The sequence below is a fragment of the Streptomyces sp. NPDC057287 genome (assembly GCF_042667905.1).
Taxonomy (GTDB): Bacteria; Actinomycetota; Actinomycetes; order Streptomycetales; family Streptomycetaceae; genus Streptomyces.
Window position 1 is genome coordinate 141948 of sequence record NZ_JBHUYV010000013.1, and the last position, 20972, is coordinate 162919.

The window sequence follows — 20972 nt, forward strand, 5'->3', positions numbered from 1 at the left end:
CCTCCTCCTCACCCTCTCCGCCGCCCGCCTGGAGCAGCTCACCATGAACCCTGCCAGACCCTCCCGTAACGCCAGGTCCGCTTCCGCGACGCCCCGCCCCCGGCTGGGACGGATGGCCGCACTCGCCGCAGGCGCGACGCTCGGCATCGGCACCCTGGCCGCCCTGCCACTCGCCGCGGGCCCCGCCGGAGCGGACGCGACCGGCACGGTCGCCCTCGTCGCCGACTCCGTCGCCCCCACGGTCACCCTGGGCACCACGGCCGTGAAGCCCGGCGGCTCCGTGCCGTTCGAGGCGACGGGCTTCCCCGCCGGAGCCACCCTGAGCGTCAAGTTCGACGACGCGTCCCTGCTCAAGCAGTTCCCCATCGGCGACGACGGCAGCGTGTCGGGCACCGTGTCGGTCCCGGCCGACGCCGCCCCCGGCGGGGAGCACTGGCTGCGCTTCCTGGCACCGCAGACGAGCGTGCGCAGCGAGAACCTGACGGTGACGGGCAGCACTCCTACCCCGACACCCACTCCCACTCCCACACCGACCCCCACGACGCCCCCGACGACCGCACCGCCCGCGTCCGACCCGGCGGTGCGGCTGAAGGACGCCGAGGTGACGGCGGGCGGGAAGGTCACCTTCACCCTTTCCGGGTTCACCAAGGGCCAGAGCGTCACGGTGAAGCTGGACGACACCGACATCATCGGGCAGTTGCCCTCGGCCGTGAAGGCGGACGGGACGCTCACCGCGACGGTCACCGTCCCCAAGTCGGCCTCGGCCGGGGCGCACTGGCTGCGCTTCCTCGCCCCCAACCCCTCGACGAGCCTCAGGGCCGACATCTCCGTGACGTCGGCCGGCACGGGCAGCGGCGGCGGGACGGGGACGGGCGGCAGCACGGGCGGCGGTACGGACACGGGCACGAGCGGCGGCAGCGGCGGCTCGGGCGGCGTCGGCGGATCGTCCGGCTCCGTCGGCGGCGCGGGCGGCAGCGCGACCACGTCCGCCACGATCACCGCGGGTTCACAGGTCGCCGCCGGCGGCAAGGTCTCCTTCCGGGTGACGGGCTTCCCGGCCGGCCAGCAGCTCACCGTCAAGCTCGACGACTCGAAGATCATCGGCCAGTGGCCGAACGGCATCGGCGCGGACGGCTCGCTCACCGGGACCGTCACGATCCCGGCGGACGCCACGAAGGGCGCCCACTGGCTCCGCTTCCTCGCGCCGAACCCCTCGACGAGCCTCCGGGCCGACTTCACCGTCACCTCCGGCGCCTCCGCCGAGCAGGCTGCGGCGAGCACCTCATCGGGCGGCACGGGCGGATCCGCCGGCACCGCCGCGGTGCCCGCGGCCACGGGTGCGCCGGCCAGTGCGTCCAACTCCCGGGGCGCCAAGGCCGCGATATCGGCCAGCCAGGTGCAGCCGGGCGGGAAGATCCCCTTCGAGGTGACCTCGTTCCCGGCCGGACAGACCGTCACCATCAAGCTGGACGACGAGGAGATCCTGGGCCAGTGGAAGGCGGACGCCTCGGGCTCGTACAAGGGTGAGGTCACGATCCCGGCCGACACCCCCGCGGGGGCCCACTGGCTGCGCTTCCTCGCGCCGAACCCGTCCACCACCCTCAAGGTCGACTTCACGGTGACCGCGCCCGGCTCGACGGCCGCGGGCGCCGGCCCGGCGGCGGCCACCGCGCCCCGGGTCACGCCGAACACCGTCACCGCGGCGTCCGCGGCGAGCTCCGTCTCGTACGCGACCATCGCCTGGTCGGCGGCGGCCGCGGCGGTGGGCGGAGCGGCCGGCGCCGCAGCCACGACCCTGGTCGTCGTACGCCGGCGTCCGGGCGGGCACGCCGCGCAGAGCTGACGGCACGCGCGTCCGGGCGGGCACGCCGCGCAGAACTGACGGCACGCGCGTCCGGGCGGGCACGCCGCGCAGAACTGACGGCACGCGTCCAACACCGGCACGCGTCCGAACACCCGGCGCCACCCGAACACAGCGTCTCCACAGGGCCGTTGTTGCCCTCGTCACACGCCCAAAAGCACGTTACTTAGGTAAGCCTAAGCTAAGTTATGACTGTGTGGTTTCACTGAAACCACACAGTTCCCACTGGTACCCCTGTCAGGGAGTTGACCCCCGCATGACCTCGTCCCCCCGCAGAACCCGTCGCACCGTCACCCGCGCCGCCATCGCCCTCGTGGTGACCGCCGGCAGCACCGCAGCGCTGACGGGCACCGCCGCCGCGCACACCTCGGCCGGCACCGTCACGGTCGCGCCGCTCGTGAAGGGCCTCTACCAGTCCTCGTACTCCGAGCGGAACAACGTCCTGTGGACCACGTCCGCCGTGGGCCGTCCGCCGGTCCTCGCCTCCAGCCTGCTGAAGGTGGACCCGAAGTCCCTCAAGGTGAAGCAGACCATCACCCCGCCGGTCACCGACGCGGCCACGGGCGCCCTGGAAGCCGTGTACGGCGTAGCCGTGGACGACGAACACAACACCGTCTGGACGACGAACACCCGCAACAACACCGTCGCGGTCTACAGCCAGCGCACCGGCGAGCACCTCGCCACCCTCCCCGGCGTGGGCCACGCCCGGGAGATCGTCGTCGACGAGCGCCACAACACGGTGTGGGCGAGCGCGTTCGCGGACGGCACCCTCGTCGCCTTCGACTCCAGGACCCTCAAGGAGAAGAAGCGGGTCACCGTCGCCGGGTCCTCCCCGACCGGTCTGGTCGTGAACGAGCGCACCGGCACCGCCTACGCCGCGGACCTCAACGGCGACCAGGTCATCGAGGTCGCGGCCAGGTCGACGACCCCGCGCCTCATCCCCACCGGCGACGGCCCGATCTCGATCGCCCTGTCCGAGAACGGCCGGACCGCGTACACCGCCAACCAGACCGGTGGCGACCTCTCTGTGATCGACCTGAAGAAGGGGCTCGTCACCAAGTCCGTCGCCACGGGCGCGGGCGCGCTGTCCGTCGCCGGCGACGACCGCACGGGCAACGTCGTGGTCGTCAACCGCACCGCCGCCACGGCGACGGTCGTCGACCCGCGCAAGGGTTCCGTCGTCCGGACGGTCACCACCGGCGCCAACCCCAACCACGTCACCGTCGCCAACGGCACGGCGTACGTGGTCGACAAGTCCGGAGCCGGCCTCGACGGCGCCGACCAGGTGCACAGCTTCCGCCTCACCCGCTGACACGGCCCCAGCGCACTGCCCCCACTCCTCACCGCCGGATGTCGCGCCACCTCCCCCACATTCACAGCCGGTTGTCCGGCCCATTGCCAGAAGCAGTGGGCCGGGCACCCCGGCGCGGTCGTGTCCCCGGAGACGAAGAGTGTTCCCGGCCCTCCGACGCGCAGGCGACGAGTGGCTCGACCCGTGACGGCAGGTGGTCGAGGCGCGCAAGGATGCCGGCGACAGCGGGGTCCACTACTGGTTCCTCGATCGGTCGGGCCTGGACTTCCTCGGATGTGACGGGCACACCTCAGCTCACGACGACCGGGTGATCGCCGACCGGCTTGCCCCGTTCCTCAGGAGCCTGCCGACGGACGGTGTCGACGGCCCGGTAGCAGAACTTCCGAACGCTCCCGCCGATCAGGACTCTCAGCCAGGAAGATCGTGGGGCGGATCATAAGCGGGCCGAGGTGCACTCAAGCCGCCGGACGCGCCTGACAGGCGCGCGCGGTACACGGCACGCGCGGTGTGCAGGGATTCCTCGGTCGGGGCGTGGGTCAGACCTTGTTCTACGAGATCCACAGCGGTGACCACGTCACCTTGCTCGGCCCGGACGTCGGCGAGATCCAGGTACAGGGACCAGTTGGCGGAGTCCAGGGCCAGGGCGTCCTCGAAGGCCGTCGCGGCACGGTCGAGGTCGCCCTTCGCGCGCCAGGTAGCTGCGCGTGCCACCGCAGTCCACATGACCCGTTCGACCGCGTCGGCACGGTCGCACAGGTCGAAGGCCAGCCCGTAGCGTCCACAGGCCCGGGGCAGCCGGGCCATGGCGGCCAGCGAAGCCGGCACGGGACTTCGTTCGGACACCACGTCGACGACATGGAACCAGGGTGCGAACCGCTCCCGCATCTCGTTCGTGTCCAGGTCGTGGTCGCGGTCCAGCGTCCGCAGACAGGCTTCCGCCAGCGCCTCCGCACTCACCACGTCGAGGAAGCGGGCGTCGCCGAACCACGGGGCAGCGCCCCACGCCACATCGGGCCGTGCCCCCGCGACCGCCCCCAGGGCCATCGCCGCGTTGTCCATGTCTCCTTGCAGGAACAGGAAGTACGCCTGCGCCAGCACAGCGCTCAAGGAGCCGTCCCCTTCGAGGGCCTCCTCCAGTTCCGGGCGGCGCTCCCGCCACAACTCGCCGAGGGCCGCGTACGGCTCCGGGTCCGCCGGGGCGGACGCTATCGCCCCCACAAGGAAGCGCACGGCGCCGGCCGGACTTCCGCCGCAGTGCGCCATCACACGAGCGAGACCGATCCCCGCCGCCACTGACTGATTCGACATCAGCGAAGAATAACCGCGACGCTCGGCGGGTCCCCCGCCGCCCGCGAGGGACACAGCCGACGGTGTCGCCGGACTGCCGCTATCCGTCCCGTCCGCCGCTCACGAGCCGCTGTCCTTCTTGCGCAGTGACTCGGGCTTGTGGACTGCGTTCCTGCCCGTCTTGTCGCTCTCCACCTCGTACTGCGGCTCGTCCTTGGACGCGTCCACGGTCCGGCCGGCGGCCTCGGTCCGCCCGGCGACCTTCCGGGTGACGGTGCCCTCGACCTCCTGGCCATGGCTCTTCCATGTGACGTCGTCCCCACGGGACAGCTTCTTGTCCTTGCCCTTGCCCTTGCCGGCCATCGGACATCCTCTCTCTCGTCGAGCGGAAGGAACGGTCCGCCGAACGGCGCCCGGTCTCCATCAGCATCACGGGTGCATGGCGTCCTCGCATGTGGGGCCACGTGTCCTCCGGTCCGTCCCGGGCCGGCAGCCAACCGATCGGCTACAGAACCGCAGCGGCGGCGAACAGCAGGCAGGCGCGGCTTTCGGGAGACGTCGGCGGCATCACGGCACGCCTTCGGCCAGGACGCGGCTCCCGAATCGGACGATACGTCGCGGTTAGGTTGTGAGCCGAAAGCCTGGGCACGCGATGCAGGCAGGCGATGTGTTTGCTCTCTCGCGTGCCGGCCCCGTGCAGGCGTGACGAAAGCGTTCTCGGCGGATGAGGCCCCCAGAGCATCAAAGTGAAGGGACTTCCGAGTGACAGGCACTTCCGAACGGCGTCTTGTCGTGCCCGAGAACCTTGCGCCTCCAGGCACGGCCGGGGACTTCGAGGCACGTGCGCTACGAGAGGAGACCTCGGCGCGTTTCGCCGAGGCGGTCAGCGCGATGGACAGCGGGCGCCTGCACTTCCCGCTGCCCGGCAGCGGCAGAACAGCTGAACGTTTCGCCGCCTTGCGGGCGGTGGCAGAGGATGATCTGTGCCTCGCCAGACTGGTGGAGGGACACGTCGACGCTGTGGCGATCCTCGCCGAGCTCGGTGGCCCCTCCGCGGAGCCGGGCCACCGTTGGGGGGTGTGGGCTGCGGAACCTCCGGGTGAAGGCCTGTCCGCAACTCGTCGGCCCGGCGGCGGGTGGACGGTCAGCGGACTCAAGCAGTACTGCTCCGGGGCGCACAGTTGCACGCACGCCTTGGTCACCGCATGCGCCGAGGACGGGCGCCGTCTCTTCGCCGTCGCCCTGGGTGACGCGTCGTACGAACCGGTCGAGGGGACGTGGCGAGCACTGGGTATGGCCGGCTCGGATACGCCCGATGTGCGTTTCCACGATGCGGCGGCCGAACCCGTGGGGGATGTCGAGGGCTATGTGAACCGGCCCGGTTTTCAGCACGGTGGCATCGGAGTGGCCGCCTGCTGGCTCGGCGGAGCGCACGCAGTGGCACGTCCGCTGTACGCGGCGGCAACTCGCGGGAACGACCCGCACACTCAAGCGCACCTCGGTGTCGTCGACATCGACCTGCATGCGGCAGATCTCGCCCTGGAGGCAGCTGCGACCGCCATCGACACCGATCCCCTGGACTCGAAGGGCGGGGCTCGACTGCGGAGTCTGCGCGTCCGGGGCCTTGTCGAGGCCGTCTGTGGTCGCGCACTGAACCACGTCGGCCGCGCTACCGGTGCGGGACCGCTCTGCCACGACCAGCGTCACGCGCGCAACGTCGCCGACCTCACCGTATACATCCGACAGCACCACGCGGAGCGCAACCTCGCCGAGCTCGGCGCCCTCCTCGGCGATGGTGAGGGCCTGTGAGCACGCGCTCCGACGACCCGTCTTCCTACGCGAATCCGATCCAGGCCCCCGGCACGGCCGAGGGGCTGTGGGCAACGTGGTCGGGTTGGGATGCCGTGCGTGAGTTTCCGCTTCCGCCCTCCGGAAGCGTAGTGGTCGTGGCCGCACACCCGGATGACGAGGTACTCGGCTTCGGCGGCGCCCTCGCCGTGTTGTCGGACCTCGGGCACCGTCTGACCGTCGTAGCGGTGACGGACGGTGAAGGGTCTCACCCTCACAGCAGAGTGCTGCGGCCTCACGAGCTCGCGGCCATCCGTTCGGAGGAGACCCGCACCGCTCTGGGCCGGCTGGGCGCCGGCGGTGCCGACGTCGTGCGACTGCACATCCCGGACTCCCGGGTGGCAGCGCACGAGGACGACCTGCGCAAGGCGCTTCTCCCGCTGTGCCGCGGAGCGGCTCTGGTGGCCGCGCCGTGGACCGGTGACGTGCATGGCGACCACGAGGCGGCCGGCCGCGCCGCACGAGCGGCAGCCGAGGAGGCTGACGTACCCCTTGTCGAATACCCCATCTGGCTGTGGCACTGGGCGGTGCCCGGCGATCCCCGCGTGCCCTGGAGCCGGGCTGCGAAGCTGTCGCTCACCCCCGAGGTCCGGGCGCGCAAGCGGCATGCCATCGATGCGTTCGCCTCGCAGATCCGGCCTCTCGGGCCGGGTGTGCAGGATGCGGCGATTCTGCCGCCCGAGGAGATCGCCCATCATCTGCGCCCCCACGAGGTGGTGTTCCAGTGAGCACTCCGGCCGAATACTTCGAAGAGATGTACCAGGGCAGGAGTGACCCGTGGCATCTCCAGGAGCGCTGGTACGAGGAGCGGAAGTACGCACTGACCCTGGCGTCGCTGCCGCGGCCACGCTTCCGGCGTGTCTTCGAGCCCGCATGCTCTGTCGGGCAGCTGACGCGCCTTCTCGCTCAGAGGTGCGATGAACTGGTCGCCGCAGATCGGATCGAATCCGCCGTCGCCACCGCCCGTCGGCACACAGCGGACCTCAGCCACGTCGAGGTGACCCGCCTCACCGTGCCCCAGGAGTGGCCGGACGGAACGTTCGATCTCATCGTGTTCTCCGAACTCCTCTACTACTTCGACGAGCGGCGACTGGACGATCTGCTGTCACGCGCAATCGACTCCCTCGACGCCGGCGGGACCCTGGTGACGGTGCACTGGAACCACCCGGTGCAAGAGCACCTGTACACCGGTGCACAGCTGGCCGAGCGGCTGGCGCGTGAACCCGGGCTGCTCCTGGGCGTGGATCACACGGAGGAAGATTTCGTTCTACAGACATTCAGCCGGGTTCTGCCTGGTGAGGCACCTCCACTCTCCCCCGCCGGGTTCGAGGGACTTCTGTGACCGGTCTCGCCGCCATCGCCGTGGTGATTCCTGCGCACAATGAACAGACCCTCCTTCCGGCAACCCTCGCCTCTGTTCGTCGGGCGGCACGTCATCCGGCCGTCAGATCGGTCCGGCTGCTCGTGGTGGTCGCTGCCGACGCCTGCACCGACCAGACGTACGAGACGGCCCGCCAGGAGGGTGCTGTGGTCGCGACGCTCGGTGCGCGCAGCCCGGGTGAGGCCAGAGCCGCCGGCACACGACTGGCTCTGGGCACACTCGGCGTGGACCCCGCCACCGTGTGGATCGCCTCGACGGATGCGGACAGCGAAGTTCCGCCTCGTTGGCTTACCCATCAGCGAGCCTGCGCGGAGCGGGGCTGGGACGCGGTGGTGGGCACGATCCGCCCTCAGGGATGGCCGGCCGCGGTCGAAGACGTGATCAGCGATCACATGCGGGCCTACGCGACGGCCGGCAGCGCGGGGCACCGCTCCGGTCTTCACCCGCACGTCCACGGGGCGAATCTGGGGGTGCGCGCGGATGCGTATCTGCGTGTCGGGGGGTTTCCCTCCCTCACCGCCGGAGAGGATCACGCACTGGTGGCCGCCCTGCAGGCGCATGGTTACCGGGTCCTCCGCACCAGGCGCTTTCCGGTTCTCACCTCCGCGCGTCTGACTGCCAGGGCCCGGGGCGGATACGCAGATCACCTTGCTCAGCTCGTGAGGGACACGCGACCGCTGCACCCGAAGGCGTTCAGCGAGGACCGGGCGACACCGTACTGACGAAGGCCGAGGACGGAGGGAGGCGGACGCCGTCTCAGAGAGTGCGAAGGCCCGCGTACGGGGCCCGCGAAGGCTGCGAGCTGCGGCTCGTTGGTGGCACCGTGCTCTCTCCGGCGGAGGTGAGGAGCGGAACACCCTGCTGGTGATCGGCAAGAGCACCTTTGCCGCCACCTTGAGCTGGGTGATCGCCGCTGATGTCCTTGACGCCCACTCGCCGGCGTTCGCGCCGTTCTCGGCTGTGTTGATCATGCAGGTGACCGTGTACCGATCCCTCGTACAGTCACTGCGCTACGTCGCCGCGGTAGTGGCGGGTGTGATGGTGCAGGCCGCAATCGGCTTGTTCTCAGGCCCTGAACTGCTGACCTTCGCGCTCGTGGCTCTCGTCGCCCTGACGATCGGACGCTGGCCGGTCCTGGGCGCCCAGGGATCACAGGTCGCCACCGCCGCCTTCTTCGCCTTCGCCACCTACACCGCATCGGCAGGAGGCTCCGAGCGCTTCCTGCGGCTCGGGGAGATCGTGGTGCTCGTGCTGATCGGATGCGCCATCGGCACCGCTGTCAACGTCCTCATCGCCCCACCGCTGCGCTATCGCAGCGCCGAGTACGGCATCCGCAACCTCGCCGGCGCCCTGTACGGGCTCCTCGCCGACATGTATCCCGTGCTCTCGGAGCAGGTCCCGGACCAGGAGACGACGGCCGGATGGCGAGCCCGCGCAGCGCTCACCGGCCAGATGATCGAGCAGGCCCGGTCGGGGCTCGAAACAGCCAAGGAGAGCACCCTCCTCAACCCGCGGCGCTTGATGCGTCGCTACCGCGGTCACCCCGGGTTCGAGGGCTACGAGGCCGTGCTCGACGCTCTCGAACGCACGCTCTACCAGGTGGCCGGCCTCATCCGCGCCCTCGATCAGTCACGCGAACTGGGGGATTCCGGAAGACCTCTCCTGCAGCGCTACGGCGTGTTCCTCGAGGCCGTCAGCGAGGCCGCGGAGGTGTTGACGACGCTCGACGAAACGACCCTGTTCCAACAGGCGAAGAGGCTGAAACGCCTCACCCGGGAAGCTGAGTCGCAGCGTGCTGAGGTAGTCGAGGAGGCCGGAAGACTGCCACTGTCCCTTGCTGATCCCACTGTCCCGTACGGCATCCTCGTCACCGAAGCGGGGCGGTTGATGGAGGAGTTCAGATATACCTCCGAAGTACTCCTCGAAGCAGCGCAGCGCAGCCAGGGACGGCTCCGCCGGCGCCCGGGCACAGCTGCCGGGGATCTGCGTGCACCCGGCCACCAAGGGCCTCGCACGAACGACTGACCCGTTTGCAGCGCCGGACCGCCCCACCTCCTACGAGGACGGCGACCGGCGCGCAGCCCGCTCGAACATCGGCCTTTCGCTTCCAGCCTCCACCGGACGTCGGCGGCGTCGGAGAAGCGGCTCCACGGGCCGCGTCGGGGCACAGGCGGCTGCGACGGTGCTGCCCCCCCCCAGCCCTCAGTCGTCTCCCAGGTCGCGCGGTGCGTCATGACGGCGTGCACTGGATCGGGAGTGATGACTCGCGCGTCAGTGGAGTACGTCTCGCCAGTCCCCCGACCTCAGCCCCGAGAGGAGAACAGTCATGCGGGCAGGTGCGAGCCCCAAACGGGAGCGTCAGTACGAACACATCAAGGACAGCGAGGAACGGGCCGCTCCGCAGAATCCCAGGAAGCGAGTAAGACCTCCTGGGGGACAAGGAGCAGCTGCGTAAAGCTCTCGGCCGTTGAAAGAGCACAAACCACACCACCGAGGTCCGCATCCCACCACGATGAAAGGCGCTCACCATGGCTGACCGACCTCTGAACGGACACCGTGTACTGGTTCTCGTCACCAACTACGGGGTCGAGCAGGACGAACTGCTGGTCCCGCGCAAGCGGCTACGCGAGGACGGCGCAGACGTCACCGTCGCCGCCGCAAGCGCCGAGCCGATTCAGACCCTGGTGGGCGACAAGGACCTGGGTGAGCGGGTGGAACCCGATGCCACCTTCGACGTGGTCGACCCGGGGGACTACCAGCTACTGCTGCTGCCTGGTGGCACCCTCAACGCCGACCAGCTCCGTCTGGAGGACGAAGCCCTCGCCCTGGTCAAAGCCTTTGCATCATCGGGGCGGCCGATTGCCGCCATCTGCCACGGCCTGTGGGCCTTGGTGGAGACCGATGTCGTCCGGGGAAAGACCCTGACCTCCTACCCCTCTCTGCGCACCGACATCCGCAATGCGGGCGCCGCGGCCTGGGTCGATGAATCCGTGGTCAGCGACGCCGAGGGCGGCTACACCTTGGTCAGCTCCCGCACTCCCAAGGACCTGGACGACTTCCTGGACGCCATCAACAAGGCTCTCGTCGGCTCCTGATTCTCGATTCGAGCAGTGCCCAACGGGCTCTCTCCGAGCCCTCAGGCACGAAGCGCGGGTGCCTGCGAGTCGTCACTGCAAGAACCATCCCAGCTGGAGGAATCTCATGTTCAAGGCCATCGCAGACGTACTGCGATCGATCGGCGGCGCCGTCGCTACCGTGGTCACCCTGCCCTTCCGCGCCCTTGCCCGGCTCTTCGGTGGTGCTTCCGACAGCGCGCGAGGGCGCCACTGACGGATCCTCCTCTCCGGCTTCGTCACTACCGTTCGCGCCGGTTCAGGAGCCACGCCTTATCGGGCACTGGCGAACTCCCCATCGCATCACGTCGAAGCATGCAGCCCGGATGGCCGTCGCCGGGGTGCTGGGCTTCAGGACCGCCCGCGGACCGGAGCGGGGTCATGAGGCGGGCTTCGCCGATAGCGCGCAGGAAGCCCTGAGTGGTGCCGAGCATTTCGGCGGCGCGGCCCGTGGTGTAGGCGAGGTAGTCGTCGTCGAGACGGCCGAAGGAATCGCCCGCTGTCACTTGCACATCTTCGACGGGAACGCGTAAGGGCCCCGGTGCCATGTCGCACCGGGGCCCAGAGGAAACTGCTACACCCTTCTGGGCACGACAGAAATTATAACTGCACCACCACGCAACATCTACCTCGGTCAGCATAGATTTTCAGGTGTGTGCCAGCGAGTTACTCGCATGCGAAGTGCTCGGAGACGGGACGCCGCCCGGCAGCGGAGCCGCGGGTTCGTGAACAGGCCCTGTGCTACCTGCTGCCTGGGTGACGAGGCAGATCAGTCCTGCGTGAGCAGGCCGGCACGGAGCTTTTTCAAGATGCGGGTGAGGAGACGTGAAACATGCATCTGCGAAAGACCCAGGTGTTCGCCGATTTGCGCCTGAGTCATCTCCTGCCCGAAACGCATCTGCACTATGGCTCGTTCCCGGTCATCAAGGGCCCTGAGCAGCGGGGTCAGAGCATGCAGATTTTCCACCAGCTCCATGCTGGGGTCCAGGTCCCCTGTCAGGTCGGCGAGCGTCCGGCCTTCCCCGTCTGCACTATTTGTCTGCTCGCTGCGGGTCGCGGGTAGGTCCAGAGAACCGGCGGTGTAGCCGTTGGAGGCGATGAGGCCTTCAACGACTTCCTCTTCGCTGATGTCCAGGTGCGAGGCCAGCTCGGCGACCGTGGGGTCGCGGTCCAGCGCGGCACCGAGGTCGTCTTTGGCCTTGGCGAGCGTGATCCTCAGTTCCTGAAGCCTGCGCGGGACGTGGACAGCCCATGTGGTGTCACGGAAGAAGCGCTTGATCTCACCTACGACATAGGGAATCGCGAAGGTGGTGAACTCGACCTCACGGGACAGTTCGAACCGGTCGATCGCCTTGATCAGACCGATGGTGCCGACCTGGATGATGTCTTCCATCTGCCCGTCGCCACGGTTGCGGAAGCGCTTGGCCGCGAACTGCACCAGCGACAGATTCATCTCGATCAGGGTGTTGCGTGCGTACTGGTACTCCGCCGTGCCCTCTTCGCAGTCCTGGAGCCGGTCGAAGAAAACCTTGCCCAGCCCTCGGGCGTCCTTCGGTGCGACCTTGTGAGGATCGTTGATCCTCGGAAGCACCGCATCTGCTGCGGTTGCGGACACGCCGGCCTGCGTCAATACCGACATTGAACTTCCCCTCCATGTCTCTGCCGTCCTGTATCCCCCGTACGCGGACCAGCGGGTACCCGCGAGAAAACGCGACACACCTCGCTGGGAGAGAAAGTCGAATTGATGCCCGCAGGCGCCCTTGACCGGCTCAGACGTCGCGCGCGGCAATGTACAGCGGCCTCATCGCGACTCCTCCGTCGCCCGGCGGGATGCCAGGGCGGTTGGCGGGGGCGCCGAGGGCGAGCAGGGCGGTGTCGTCGTCCAGACCGGCTCCGAAACCGTTCAGCAGTGCGATCAGGGAGTCGACCACATCCTGAGGGGCTGCGGGGGCGAGGGCTGCGGCAAAAACCTGGAGGGCGTCTTCGCCGTACAGGTCCTTGCGGGTGGGGCCGGTGCGGGCTTCGGTGAGGCCGTCGGTGTACAGCAAGAGCGTATCGCCGGGGGCGAGAACGGTATGGGCGGTGCTGAACGGAGCTGCGGGAAGGGCGCCGACGAGCATCCCACCAGGGGTGCGCAGGAATTCGGCCCGGCCGTCGGAACGCAGGACCAGGGCCGGCGGGTGGCCGCCGGAGGCCAGGCGCAGGGCGACCTGCCCGTCCTCTAGTCCGGGCTCGACAATCCCGAAGATGACGGTGCAGTAGCGGGGGTCGCCGTCCGCGCCGTATCGCTCGTGCAGGACGGTATTCAGAGTCGTGAGGGCCGAGACGGGCTCGGGATCGTGGTGTGCGGCAGCACGCAGGGTGTAGCGGGTCAGTGAGGTCAGAGCGGCAGCCTGGGGACCCTTGCCGCACACATCACCCAGGAAGAACGCCCAGCGTGCCGCATCGAGGGGGAACAGGTCGTAGAAGTCGCCACCGAGCTGGTCGTCGGAGGCGGTGTGGTAGTGCACAGCCGTTTCCAGTCCCGGCACGTCGGGCAGCGAGGTGGGCACGAGTGACTGTTGCAGTACGGTCAGCGCGTCGGCGAGCCGCTTCCGGTCCGCCTCAGCTCGGAGCCTGGCCTTCTCTGCTTCCTGACGAGCCTGTTCGGCCTCGGCACGTGCCCGCTGCGCCTCCTGGCTGCGACGTAGGAGTTCCTCTTCGTAGGCGCGGCGGTCGGAGGCGTCGAAGACTGTGGTGCGGATCAGTAGCGGTTCGCCTTCGCTGCTGTACTTGATCTGTGAGGAGATGAGCACCGGCAGTCTGGCGCCGTCGGCGGCTTTTATCTCCAGTGCGATGCCATGCAGTTCGCCTTGCATCCGCAGCAAGGGCGCGAAGTGGGTCTCGTGGTAGAGCTTGCCGCCGACAGTGAGCAGGTCGGCGAATCGCTTGCGCCCTACCACGCTCTCGCGGTCCAGGCCGAGCCAGCCAAGCAGCCTGGCGTTGGCCTTCGCGATGGTGCCGTCCATCAGGGTGGAGAGGTAACCGCAGGGTGCTGCCTCGTAGAGTTCCTCGGCACTGTCCTCCAGAAGCGCGGTGAACGCGGCGTCCGTACCAGCGATACTGCCGGCCTTCGGGGGCTCCGCCTCCTCACCGGTGCGGCACATCACAGGCGGCCTGCCAGGAAGTCGAGGATTGCCTGCGCGGTGGCTTGCGGGGCGCTCAGTTGGGGGCAGTGCCCCGTGGCATCCAGTGTGACCAGAGTGGATGAGGGTATGGCTGAATGCACATAGGCGCCCACCTCACGGGGGGCGATGGCGTCCTGGGCACATTCCAGCACCAGCGTCGGGACGCTCACTCGCGTCATGTCCTCACGACTGTCGGACAGGAACGTAGTGCGGGCGAAGACGCGGGCGATGTCGGGGTCGGTGGCGCAGAAGCTGTTGGTCAGTTCCAGTCCCAGCTCCGGCCTCTCCGGGTTACCCATGATCACTGGGGCCATGGCAGCTGACCAGCCCAGGTAGTTCGACTCCAACGATGCCAGCAGCTCGTCTATGTCCTCGGCAGTGAAGCCGCCTCGGTAATTGTCGTCGTCGATGTAGCAGGGAGAGGGTGCCACCATCACCAGAGCTCCGATCCGCTCCGGTGAAGCCTGTGCTGCCAGGGCCCCGATCATGGCGCTGACCGAATGCCCGACGAATACCGCGCGCTCAAGGTCCAGTTCCTCGCAGACGTCTGTCACATCCTGGGCGTAGCCCTGGAGCGAGGAGTAGCGCTTCCGGTCCCAGGCAGACAGATCTGAGCGGCCGCAGCCGACGTAGTCGAACAGCACCACCCGGTACTGCTTCGCCAGCGCCGGCTCGATCAGCCGCCACATGTTCTGATCGCAGCCGAAGCCGTGCGCCAGTATCACCACTGGTCCGTCGGCGGGGCCGGTGACCGTGACGTTGTTCCTGTTGCGGATGTCCACGTCAGCCATCATCCCATCGGCATGCGTGCACCTGACGAGCAGCTGAACATCCTCACAGGTCACACACCGCACCCCCCGGGGGCGCCCGCGCCTCCTGTGGTGCGGCGCCCGAGGTTCTTTGAGGGGTTGCCTGAGGGTGGGGTCTGTCTCGGATGACTGGGCCACCGGTCACAGGACCGGGCACCCGGGACCGCCGGGTGGTCAGGGGCCGATGGAAATATCCGGCCTTCACATCACTGCGATCGCCGCACCAGCAGGTGGCTGGCGGGCCGCCCCTCTCATCGAGGGGCGGCGATCCGTGACGGCGCCGGTGTTCGCCGGCGCGACCCGGCAGGTCGCCGGTCAGGCGGCCTGAATGAGTTCGGCTCGGCCGAAGAGCAGAGCGTAGCCCGCGGGGAGCTGGGCCAGGATCCGGTCGAGAAGGGCCGGGCCGGCGAGATCCGCAATGGTGACCAGGACGGCTCCGGTGTCCCAGCGGGTGGTTGCGGGGGTGCCTCCCGTGCGCGCTGCCAGATCCTTGACGAAGGACCAGCCGGTGAGCGGAGTGGGGCTCGGGATCTCGGCGGTGAGGAGGCGGGCGGCCCTGGTGGGGAGGTGGGCGGCGAGGTCGACACGCTCGTCGCCGCTCAGTTGCCTGCCCAGGGCGGACAGTACGACTTCGGTGACGGTCTCCGCCCGTTCGCGTGTGGGGTAGGCGCCGTCGTACCTGATCTTCTCCAGCATCTGGTCATACGTCACGTCAGCGGTGGAGCGAGTCGTGTCACGCAGAGTGCGCATCGCTGGGGGATGCCTTTCTGGACGGGGCAGCTGCCGGCCCATGCGTGCGGGCGCCGGCGGTGGAGCTGCGGATCTGCTGAGGGGTCGTAACTTCAGGTGTGCCCGGGTTGGCGGCAGGAAGTCCTGGCATCTCAGGCCTTGTCCTCTCAAGGCCTCGCAGGACGGCACCTCCGGAAGACCGGTCCAGGTCCGTACGGCATTGCCTGCGAGGAGTAGGCGCAGGTGGAGGGCGGTCACGGAGAACCAGCCGCGGCGCGGTGCGACGCGCGGGAGGGCCCTGCCGTGGACGTCTCCCGCGCGTCGCCTTCCCGGGCCCGGGTAGAAGAGCTGGAGTCAGGAGCCGATCGGCGTGCGGGAGGCCGCTGCGCCGACAGTGACCTTTCGGGGCTTGGCTCGCTCGGCGATCGGGATGCGCAGGGTCAGCACCCCTGCGTCGTACTCGGCCCTGATGCGCTCGGTGTCCAGTGCGTCGGCCAGGACGAGCTGGCGGGAGAAGACACCCAGCGGCCGCTCGGAGAGTTCGACCTGCACATCCGCGCCCGTGGCGACCGGACGGCGCTCCGCCTTGACAGTGAGCATGTTGCGCTCGACGTCGACATCGATGGCGTCCGGGCTGACACCGGGCAGGTCAAGGGCGACTACGTACTCCTCGCCCTCACGATAGGCGTCCATCGGCATGGCGGACGGCTTGTGCCAGCTCCCGGCGGCACCGGTGAGCTGTTGGGCAAGTCGGTCCAGCTCGCGAAACGGGTCTGTGCGCATCAACATCGCGAAAACACCTCCACAGGTTCGGGCAGAAACTGCCAATGCGCTTCGTCTGCCACTGTTGTAGCATGTCATCCGAACGATGACAACTACAGTGTCATCGGAAGGGTGACAACGAGAGCGGAGACTCAAATGTGCCCACCACCCGAAGGTCGCGAGCCCACATCCTTCGCCGCTGCCACCGCAGCACTGAGCTCCATCGACGGGGCAGTCCGGACCGCCCAGTCACCCACTCCCCCCTCCCACCCGGCGAGCGAGGCGGCAACGTCCGAACAGGTGCTAGCTGCCCTGCTCCTGCTGCGTGAACTGCGTGAGCAGCTGGCCGCATGGGAGCCGGGACTGATCGAAGCAGCCCGCAAGGCCGGCACCAGCTGGGCCGACCTCGCCCACCCGCTCGGCGTGGCTAGCCGACAGGCCGCGGAGCGTCGCTACCTACGCGTCCGCCCCGGCGCGCCGGGCGCCACTGGCGAACAGCGTGTGGAAGCCACTCGGAGCGATCGCGCCGCCGACCGCAGCGTGGCCACCTGGGCCCGGAGCAATGTCGGCGACCTGCGTCAGCTCGCCGGCCAGATCGCGGCCGTTGAGGGCCTTCCCCCAGCAGTCACCTCACTGCTGGCGGCGGCCCTGACCGACAACGACGGCGCCAACCTCATCGGAGCACTGACCGCAGCTGTCGAACACCTTGCGGACAGCCATCCCGAACTGGCGGACCGCGTCAGCGCGATCAACCGTCGTACGGACCGAATCAGAGAAAACAGCCGTGACCAACGAAGCCCTCTTTGACAGCACCCGCGTAGCGGTGCTTCAGGGCTGTCCCGCACATGATCTTTGAGTCGCCTCAAACGTGGTCGAGAACCGCTTTCTGTCCGCCGAGGTCGACTTGCCACATCCGTGCGATGTCGAGCATGGCGTGGTGGACGCCACCCAGGACGACTCCGCCACCGTGATCAGCTGGGGCGTCGAAGTCGGCGGGCCGGATCATCGGCCGTGTCGGGCCGATGCTCGCCCTCCAGCCCTGAAAACGGTGCGCGCACACCAGCCACACCCTCGCCGCAGGAGTTCATCGGCGACCAGCAATCCGAAGCCACGCGATCCGCCGGTGACGACGGCGGACAGGCCGCTCAGGCCCGTTGAGAAGACCGGCTGGAGTTGCGCCGGTACGGCGCCACTCCTCGGTGCGCCGCGGTCTGGTGCATGCCATCACGAAGCATGTCGGGCCTGTCCAGGTCCATCAGCGGGTACGGGACACCCATGGCCCGCACTCTGATGCGCCCCGAGTACGACGTGCGGCGGCCCGGCGAGCACAACGGCACCCTCCGGGCCGGAAACTCTGCCCCTGGGCGAACGGGTGCGCCGCTCCCTCGTCGGAACAGCCCGCCGCCATGTGCTGGCCGAGCCGCGCTTCCCGGGCCGGGCTGCTGCCGGAGACCGCCGGTCTCCAAGACGAGGTGGTCATTTCTTTCCGCTGCACACCGCGGAGGAAGGGGCAGTTGGCAAAGGGCCTGGTGATCCTCGACGAAGCCGTCGCCGGCGCCCGGGGCCTCGTGTCCTGACTGGGCCCCGCCGAAGACACACACGGTCCCCGGAGCCGCAGGATTGCAGGGCCGCAGGGCGAACGAACGGAGAACACATGTCAGTCGACCTCATCGGCTTCCGCACCCTCCTGGAGAAGGCCTGCGGGCCAGCCGCAAGGGCTGAGCAACCAGGGCCGGAAGGACACGCCCGCTGCGGGACGGCAGGCCCTGGCGCACTGTGAACCGCGCCGGGATACGCATGAGTTCGGTGGCCAGTTGATCAGCCCGAGCCAGTGGGGAGGCGTCCGCAGTCAGCGCCCGTCATGGACGCGTCCGGGGCACCTCAGCTCTTGATCGGAAGCTTCCGGACGCCTGACATCGACTACGCCATCGCGGTCAGTGGATCGGGGTGCACCGCCACGTAGTCGCAGGCCGCCTCGGAGAAGGCCCGGACGCGGTTGTTGTCCGAAGCGGAGAGCCAGATCAGGCGCCATTCGTACGCCGGGGCTCCCTCGATCGGGACGAACGCGATGTCGGGGCGAGCGTCGTACACACTCGCGTGGGACGGGACGGGAAAGACTCCGTGGCCTCCGCCGACCAGCGCCCACATCTCCTGGATGCTGCCGAATTCCGTGCTTCGCCCAGTGCCTCGGCCCTCCGGCGCTCTGCCGGGGGCGGACGACGAATCCGCCTGCCCAGGAGCGAACAACTGCTCCGCTCCCTCGGGAGCGACCCATCGGGCTGCCTGCCCGGGAGCGGGCGTCCGCGCAGCGTGTGCCGAGGGCGCCCGCGGCCTCAGCACCTCGTACCGCGCGAGCTCCGCCAGTTCCACTCCTCCCCTCCGCGCCAGCGGGTGGCGCGCCGAGACAGCGAGCATCGGCGCCTCCCGGAACAGCATGGGGCCCGCGCTGTGGTCGGGTGCGAGCGTCGATACCGGGACCGCGAAGTTGTCGATCAGCAGGACGTCGATCACGTCGTCGCGCAGCGGCGCCGTCCCGTCCGCGAATCGGCTCTCCTGCAGCCGCACCTCGCACCCCGGATGCCGGGTTCGCAGCAGCTCAGCCGCGCGCATCACGAACTGTGCGGTGGCCGTTCCCAGGAACCCGACCCGCAACACGCCGTCCACGCCTCGACCTGAGGCCACTGCTCGCGCGAAGGCGTCCATCAGGGCCTGGTGGGCGGGGATCAGATCCTCGAAGAGACGCCGACCGATCGCGGTGAAGGCCACCCGTCTACTGGTCCGCTCGAAGAGGGCCGCGCCCACCGACCGTTCCAGCTTCTGGACCGTCTTGCTGACCATGGCCACCGAGATGTGCAGTCGCTCGGCGCTGCGGCCGAAGTGCAGCTCCTCGCCGACCGTCAGAAAGATCTCGATCTCACGTCGTTCCACCACTCCCCCGATCGTCAACCACAGGTCAACAATCATTGCAGAAGCGGCAGTTGATGGCGGCCTCCAGGTGATCGAGGCTGTGAACACACCGCAGGAACGCGGTCATCGAAGCGCCAACCACGAAAGCCGAGGCGATCACCATGTCCTCTCCCGCACTCACCCTGGTCCTGGGCGGAACCGGTAAGACCGGGCGCCGTGTCGTACGGCAGTTGACCGGTCGCGGTCATGCGGTCCGGATCGGCTCACGGTCCGGCGGAATCCCCTTCGACTGGAACGACTCCACGACATGGCAGCCCGCTCTGACAGGTGTGGACGCCGTTTACGTCTCCTACCAGCCCGACCTCGCCGTCCCCGGCGCCCCCGAGGCGATAGGCGCGTTCGCCGAGCTCGCGGTACGAACCGGAGCACGCCGTCTGGTGCTGCTCTCCGGGCGCGGCGAGCCGGAGGCCGAGGCCTGCGAGAAGGCGCTGGCGGCCTCGGGCGCGGAGTGGACGGTCCTGCGTGCCTCGTTCTTCGCCCAGAACTTCAGCGAGGGCGACTTCCTCGGCCCGATCCTCGACGGAGAGCTCGCGCTGCCGGTCGGGGACGTCGAGGAGCCGTTCATCGATGCCGACGACATCGCGGAGGTCGCTGCCACCGTCCTCGCCGACGGCGGGCAGACAGGCCGCGCCTACGACCTGACCGGCCCCAGACTGCTCACCTTCGCACAGGCCACGGCCATGATCGGAGCGGCATCCGGCCGCGAGATCGGTTACGTCACGGTGCCCGTGGACGCCTATGCCGCCGAACTCGCCACGCACGGCGTCCCCGCCGACGTCACCGACCTGCTGACCTACCTGTTCACGAGCGTCCTCGACGGCCGAAACGCACATGTCGGCGACGGCGTCCGGCAGGTCCTCGGCCGGCCGGCCCGCGACTTCACCGGCTATGCATCCGAGGTCGCGGCCACCGGCGCCTGGACCCCCGAGGCCACCTCGTGAAAGTTCTCCAGACCAGCACCCTGCTCGCCTCCGTCATCGCCTCCGGTCTGACGGCCGGGCTCTTCGCAGCATTCGCCTACGCCGTGATGCCGGGACTGCGCACTGCCTCCGACCACACGCTCGTGGCGACGATGCAAGGCATCAACAAGTCGATCCTCAACCCCGTGTTCATGCTTCTGTTCCTGGGGTCGATCCCGCTGATCGCCCTGGCCGTGTTGCTCGCCTGGCACGCTCATCGGCCGGGGTTGCCCTGGCTCATCGCCGCGCTCGTGCTCTACCTGGTCGCGTTCGCGGTGACCGTCGCGGCCAACGTCCCGCTCAACGACCAGTTGGAGCGGGCCGGCGACCCGGACTCCGTCGGCGACCTGGCCGCCGTCCGCGCACAGTTCGAAGCGGCCTGGGTCACCTGGAACATCGTGCGCGCGTTGCTGCACACGGCGGCCTTCGCCTGCCTGACCTGGGCACTGGTCCTGCACGGCGCAGACCGGATCCTCACTGATCGGGCAGCGGCACCCACCTCCCACGACACCGGCGCGCTGCACCCGGCAGGCGTCGGACCCTCCGCGCACGACGGGGATGGGACGGACCGCTGAGGGCGCCCTCCGGCCCGCAGGTGGACACCGGAGGGCCGCGCGCGGCAATCAGTGATCCGCGAAAAGGGGCCGGATCACGGGCGACGATACGGGCATCGACTCGCGTATCGCCCATACGTGCCGGTCCCGGCGAGCGGGCCGCCCGCCGGGGCTGTGGGGCCATCGCAACCGATGGTCCCCCGTGCAGGGCCTGGCCGCCCAC

At 69.0% G+C, this 20972-nt stretch carries 21 protein-coding genes; 12 read left to right on the plus strand and 9 right to left on the minus strand.

Translation table 11 applies throughout. The annotated features are described in order from the left end of the window. Positions 1-43 precede the first annotated feature (43 nt). Positions 44-1843 carry a hypothetical protein gene (locus ACFUNE_RS24740; protein ID WP_383572047.1) on the plus strand — a complete coding sequence of 600 codons (1800 nt, stop codon included), beginning with the start codon at positions 44-46 and terminating at the stop codon, positions 1841-1843. Between the two features lie 274 nt (positions 1844-2117). Further along, positions 2118-3173 (plus strand): YncE family protein, encoded by a 1056-nt coding sequence (locus tag ACFUNE_RS24745; RefSeq protein WP_383572050.1) that lies wholly within the window; start codon positions 2118-2120, stop codon positions 3171-3173. A 408-nt stretch (positions 3174-3581) separates the two neighbouring features. On the opposite strand, the gene ACFUNE_RS24750 is transcribed toward ACFUNE_RS24745, so the two are convergent. After that, positions 3582-4481: a tetratricopeptide repeat protein gene (locus tag ACFUNE_RS24750; RefSeq protein ID WP_383572053.1), complete on the minus strand. Its 900-nt coding sequence runs from the start codon at positions 4479-4481 to the stop codon at positions 3582-3584. Between the two features lie 99 nt (positions 4482-4580). Further along, entirely contained in the window at positions 4581-4823 is a 243-nt protein-coding gene (locus ACFUNE_RS24755) for a DUF2945 domain-containing protein (protein ID WP_383572056.1), read from the minus strand. Between the two features lie 429 nt (positions 4824-5252). Here ACFUNE_RS24755 and ACFUNE_RS24760 point away from each other — a divergent pair, with 429 nt between their 5' ends. The 7 genes from ACFUNE_RS24760 (at position 5253) to ACFUNE_RS24790 (ending at position 11019) form a co-directional block, all read left to right on the plus strand. Beyond that, positions 5253-6269 (plus strand): acyl-CoA dehydrogenase, encoded by a 1017-nt coding sequence (locus tag ACFUNE_RS24760; RefSeq protein ID WP_383572059.1) that lies wholly within the window; start codon positions 5253-5255, stop codon positions 6267-6269. Further along, the gene (locus tag ACFUNE_RS24765; RefSeq protein WP_383572062.1) at positions 6266-7036 is read left to right on the plus strand and encodes a PIG-L deacetylase family protein; all 771 of its coding nucleotides are present in this window, start codon (positions 6266-6268) and stop codon (positions 7034-7036) included. The genes ACFUNE_RS24760 and ACFUNE_RS24765 overlap by 4 nt, the downstream gene beginning before the upstream one ends. Continuing rightward, positions 7033-7650 (plus strand): class I SAM-dependent DNA methyltransferase, encoded by a 618-nt coding sequence (locus ACFUNE_RS24770; protein ID WP_383572065.1) that lies wholly within the window; start codon positions 7033-7035, stop codon positions 7648-7650. Before ACFUNE_RS24765 ends, ACFUNE_RS24770 begins: the two co-directional genes overlap by 4 nt. Next, positions 7647-8411, plus strand: a complete 765-nt coding sequence (locus ACFUNE_RS24775; protein WP_383572068.1) for a glycosyltransferase — start codon at positions 7647-7649, stop codon at positions 8409-8411. Before ACFUNE_RS24770 ends, ACFUNE_RS24775 begins: the two co-directional genes overlap by 4 nt. A gap of 136 nt (positions 8412-8547) precedes the next feature. Further along, entirely contained in the window at positions 8548-9714 is a 1167-nt protein-coding gene (locus ACFUNE_RS24780; protein WP_383572296.1) for an aromatic acid exporter family protein, read from the plus strand. Positions 9715-10217: 503 nt separating this feature from the next. Beyond that, a complete protein-coding gene (locus ACFUNE_RS24785) occupies positions 10218-10784 on the plus strand; it encodes a type 1 glutamine amidotransferase domain-containing protein (protein ID WP_383572071.1) in 567 nt (188 codons plus the stop codon). A 106-nt stretch (positions 10785-10890) separates the two neighbouring features. Beyond that, positions 10891-11019, plus strand: coding sequence for an LPFR motif small protein (locus ACFUNE_RS24790; RefSeq protein WP_383572074.1), 129 nt, complete (start codon positions 10891-10893; stop codon positions 11017-11019). 25 nt (positions 11020-11044) lie between these two features. Here the strand turns inward: ACFUNE_RS24790 and ACFUNE_RS24795 are convergent, their stop codons facing one another. The 6 genes from ACFUNE_RS24795 to ACFUNE_RS24820 form a co-directional block, all read right to left on the minus strand. Then, positions 11045-11308, minus strand: coding sequence for a hypothetical protein (locus tag ACFUNE_RS24795; protein ID WP_383572077.1), 264 nt, complete (start codon positions 11306-11308; stop codon positions 11045-11047). 263 nt (positions 11309-11571) lie between these two features. Further along, a complete protein-coding gene (locus ACFUNE_RS24800) occupies positions 11572-12441 on the minus strand; it encodes an RNA polymerase sigma factor SigF (RefSeq protein WP_383572080.1) in 870 nt (289 codons plus the stop codon). 130 nt (positions 12442-12571) lie between these two features. Then, entirely contained in the window at positions 12572-13948 is a 1377-nt protein-coding gene (locus ACFUNE_RS24805) for a PP2C family protein-serine/threonine phosphatase (protein WP_383572083.1), read from the minus strand. Next, the gene (locus ACFUNE_RS24810; protein WP_383572086.1) at positions 13948-14751 is read right to left on the minus strand and encodes an alpha/beta fold hydrolase; all 804 of its coding nucleotides are present in this window, start codon (positions 14749-14751) and stop codon (positions 13948-13950) included. Before ACFUNE_RS24810 ends, ACFUNE_RS24805 begins: the two co-directional genes overlap by 1 nt. Positions 14752-15093: 342 nt before the next feature. Further along, complete coding sequence (locus ACFUNE_RS24815; protein ID WP_383572089.1) at positions 15094-15528, minus strand: DUF2267 domain-containing protein; 435 nt, start codon at positions 15526-15528, stop codon at positions 15094-15096. Positions 15529-15861: 333 nt separating this feature from the next. Next, complete coding sequence (locus ACFUNE_RS24820) at positions 15862-16296, minus strand: Hsp20/alpha crystallin family protein (RefSeq protein ID WP_383572092.1); 435 nt, start codon at positions 16294-16296, stop codon at positions 15862-15864. Between the two features lie 129 nt (positions 16297-16425). Between ACFUNE_RS24820 and ACFUNE_RS24825 the strand changes: the two genes are divergently transcribed. After that, a complete protein-coding gene (locus ACFUNE_RS24825; RefSeq protein ID WP_383572095.1) occupies positions 16426-17076 on the plus strand; it encodes a type III effector protein in 651 nt (216 codons plus the stop codon). 1113 nt (positions 17077-18189) lie between these two features. Here the strand turns inward: ACFUNE_RS24825 and ACFUNE_RS24830 are convergent. Continuing rightward, positions 18190-19200, minus strand: a complete 1011-nt coding sequence (locus ACFUNE_RS24830; protein WP_383572098.1) for a LysR family transcriptional regulator — start codon at positions 19198-19200, stop codon at positions 18190-18192. A 137-nt stretch (positions 19201-19337) separates the two neighbouring features. Here ACFUNE_RS24830 and ACFUNE_RS24835 point away from each other — a divergent pair, with 137 nt between their 5' ends. Together ACFUNE_RS24835 and ACFUNE_RS24840 are read left to right on the plus strand one after the other, a co-directional pair. After that, complete coding sequence (locus tag ACFUNE_RS24835; protein WP_383572100.1) at positions 19338-20177, plus strand: NAD(P)H-binding protein; 840 nt, start codon at positions 19338-19340, stop codon at positions 20175-20177. Further along, positions 20174-20770 carry a DUF1772 domain-containing protein gene (locus tag ACFUNE_RS24840; protein WP_383572103.1) on the plus strand — a complete coding sequence of 199 codons (597 nt, stop codon included), beginning with the start codon at positions 20174-20176 and terminating at the stop codon, positions 20768-20770. The genes ACFUNE_RS24835 and ACFUNE_RS24840 overlap by 4 nt, the downstream gene beginning before the upstream one ends. Positions 20771-20972 lie beyond the last annotated feature (202 nt).

What these genes read in the sequence shown, in the direction of transcription:
- ACFUNE_RS24820 (WP_383572092.1), bottom strand. Translation starts at nt 16,296, where the DNA reads ATGTTGATGCGCACAGACCCGTTTCGCGAGCTGGACCGACTTGCCCAA.
- ACFUNE_RS24835 (WP_383572100.1), top strand. Translation starts at nt 19,338, where the DNA reads ATGTCCTCTCCCGCACTCACCCTGGTCCTGGGCGGAACCGGTAAGACC.
- ACFUNE_RS24740 (WP_383572047.1), top strand. Translation starts at nt 44, where the DNA reads ATGAACCCTGCCAGACCCTCCCGTAACGCCAGGTCCGCTTCCGCGACG.
- ACFUNE_RS24745 (WP_383572050.1), top strand. Translation starts at nt 2,118, where the DNA reads ATGACCTCGTCCCCCCGCAGAACCCGTCGCACCGTCACCCGCGCCGCC.
- ACFUNE_RS24800 (WP_383572080.1), bottom strand. Translation starts at nt 12,441, where the DNA reads ATGTCGGTATTGACGCAGGCCGGCGTGTCCGCAACCGCAGCAGATGCG.
- ACFUNE_RS24790 (WP_383572074.1), top strand. Translation starts at nt 10,891, where the DNA reads ATGTTCAAGGCCATCGCAGACGTACTGCGATCGATCGGCGGCGCCGTC.
- ACFUNE_RS24805 (WP_383572083.1), bottom strand. Translation starts at nt 13,948, where the DNA reads ATGTGCCGCACCGGTGAGGAGGCGGAGCCCCCGAAGGCCGGCAGTATC.
- ACFUNE_RS24785 (WP_383572071.1), top strand. Translation starts at nt 10,218, where the DNA reads ATGGCTGACCGACCTCTGAACGGACACCGTGTACTGGTTCTCGTCACC.
- ACFUNE_RS24750 (WP_383572053.1), bottom strand. Translation starts at nt 4,481, where the DNA reads ATGTCGAATCAGTCAGTGGCGGCGGGGATCGGTCTCGCTCGTGTGATG.
- ACFUNE_RS24825 (WP_383572095.1), top strand. Translation starts at nt 16,426, where the DNA reads ATGTGCCCACCACCCGAAGGTCGCGAGCCCACATCCTTCGCCGCTGCC.
- ACFUNE_RS24755 (WP_383572056.1), bottom strand. Translation starts at nt 4,823, where the DNA reads ATGGCCGGCAAGGGCAAGGGCAAGGACAAGAAGCTGTCCCGTGGGGAC.
- ACFUNE_RS24815 (WP_383572089.1), bottom strand. Translation starts at nt 15,528, where the DNA reads ATGCGCACTCTGCGTGACACGACTCGCTCCACCGCTGACGTGACGTAT.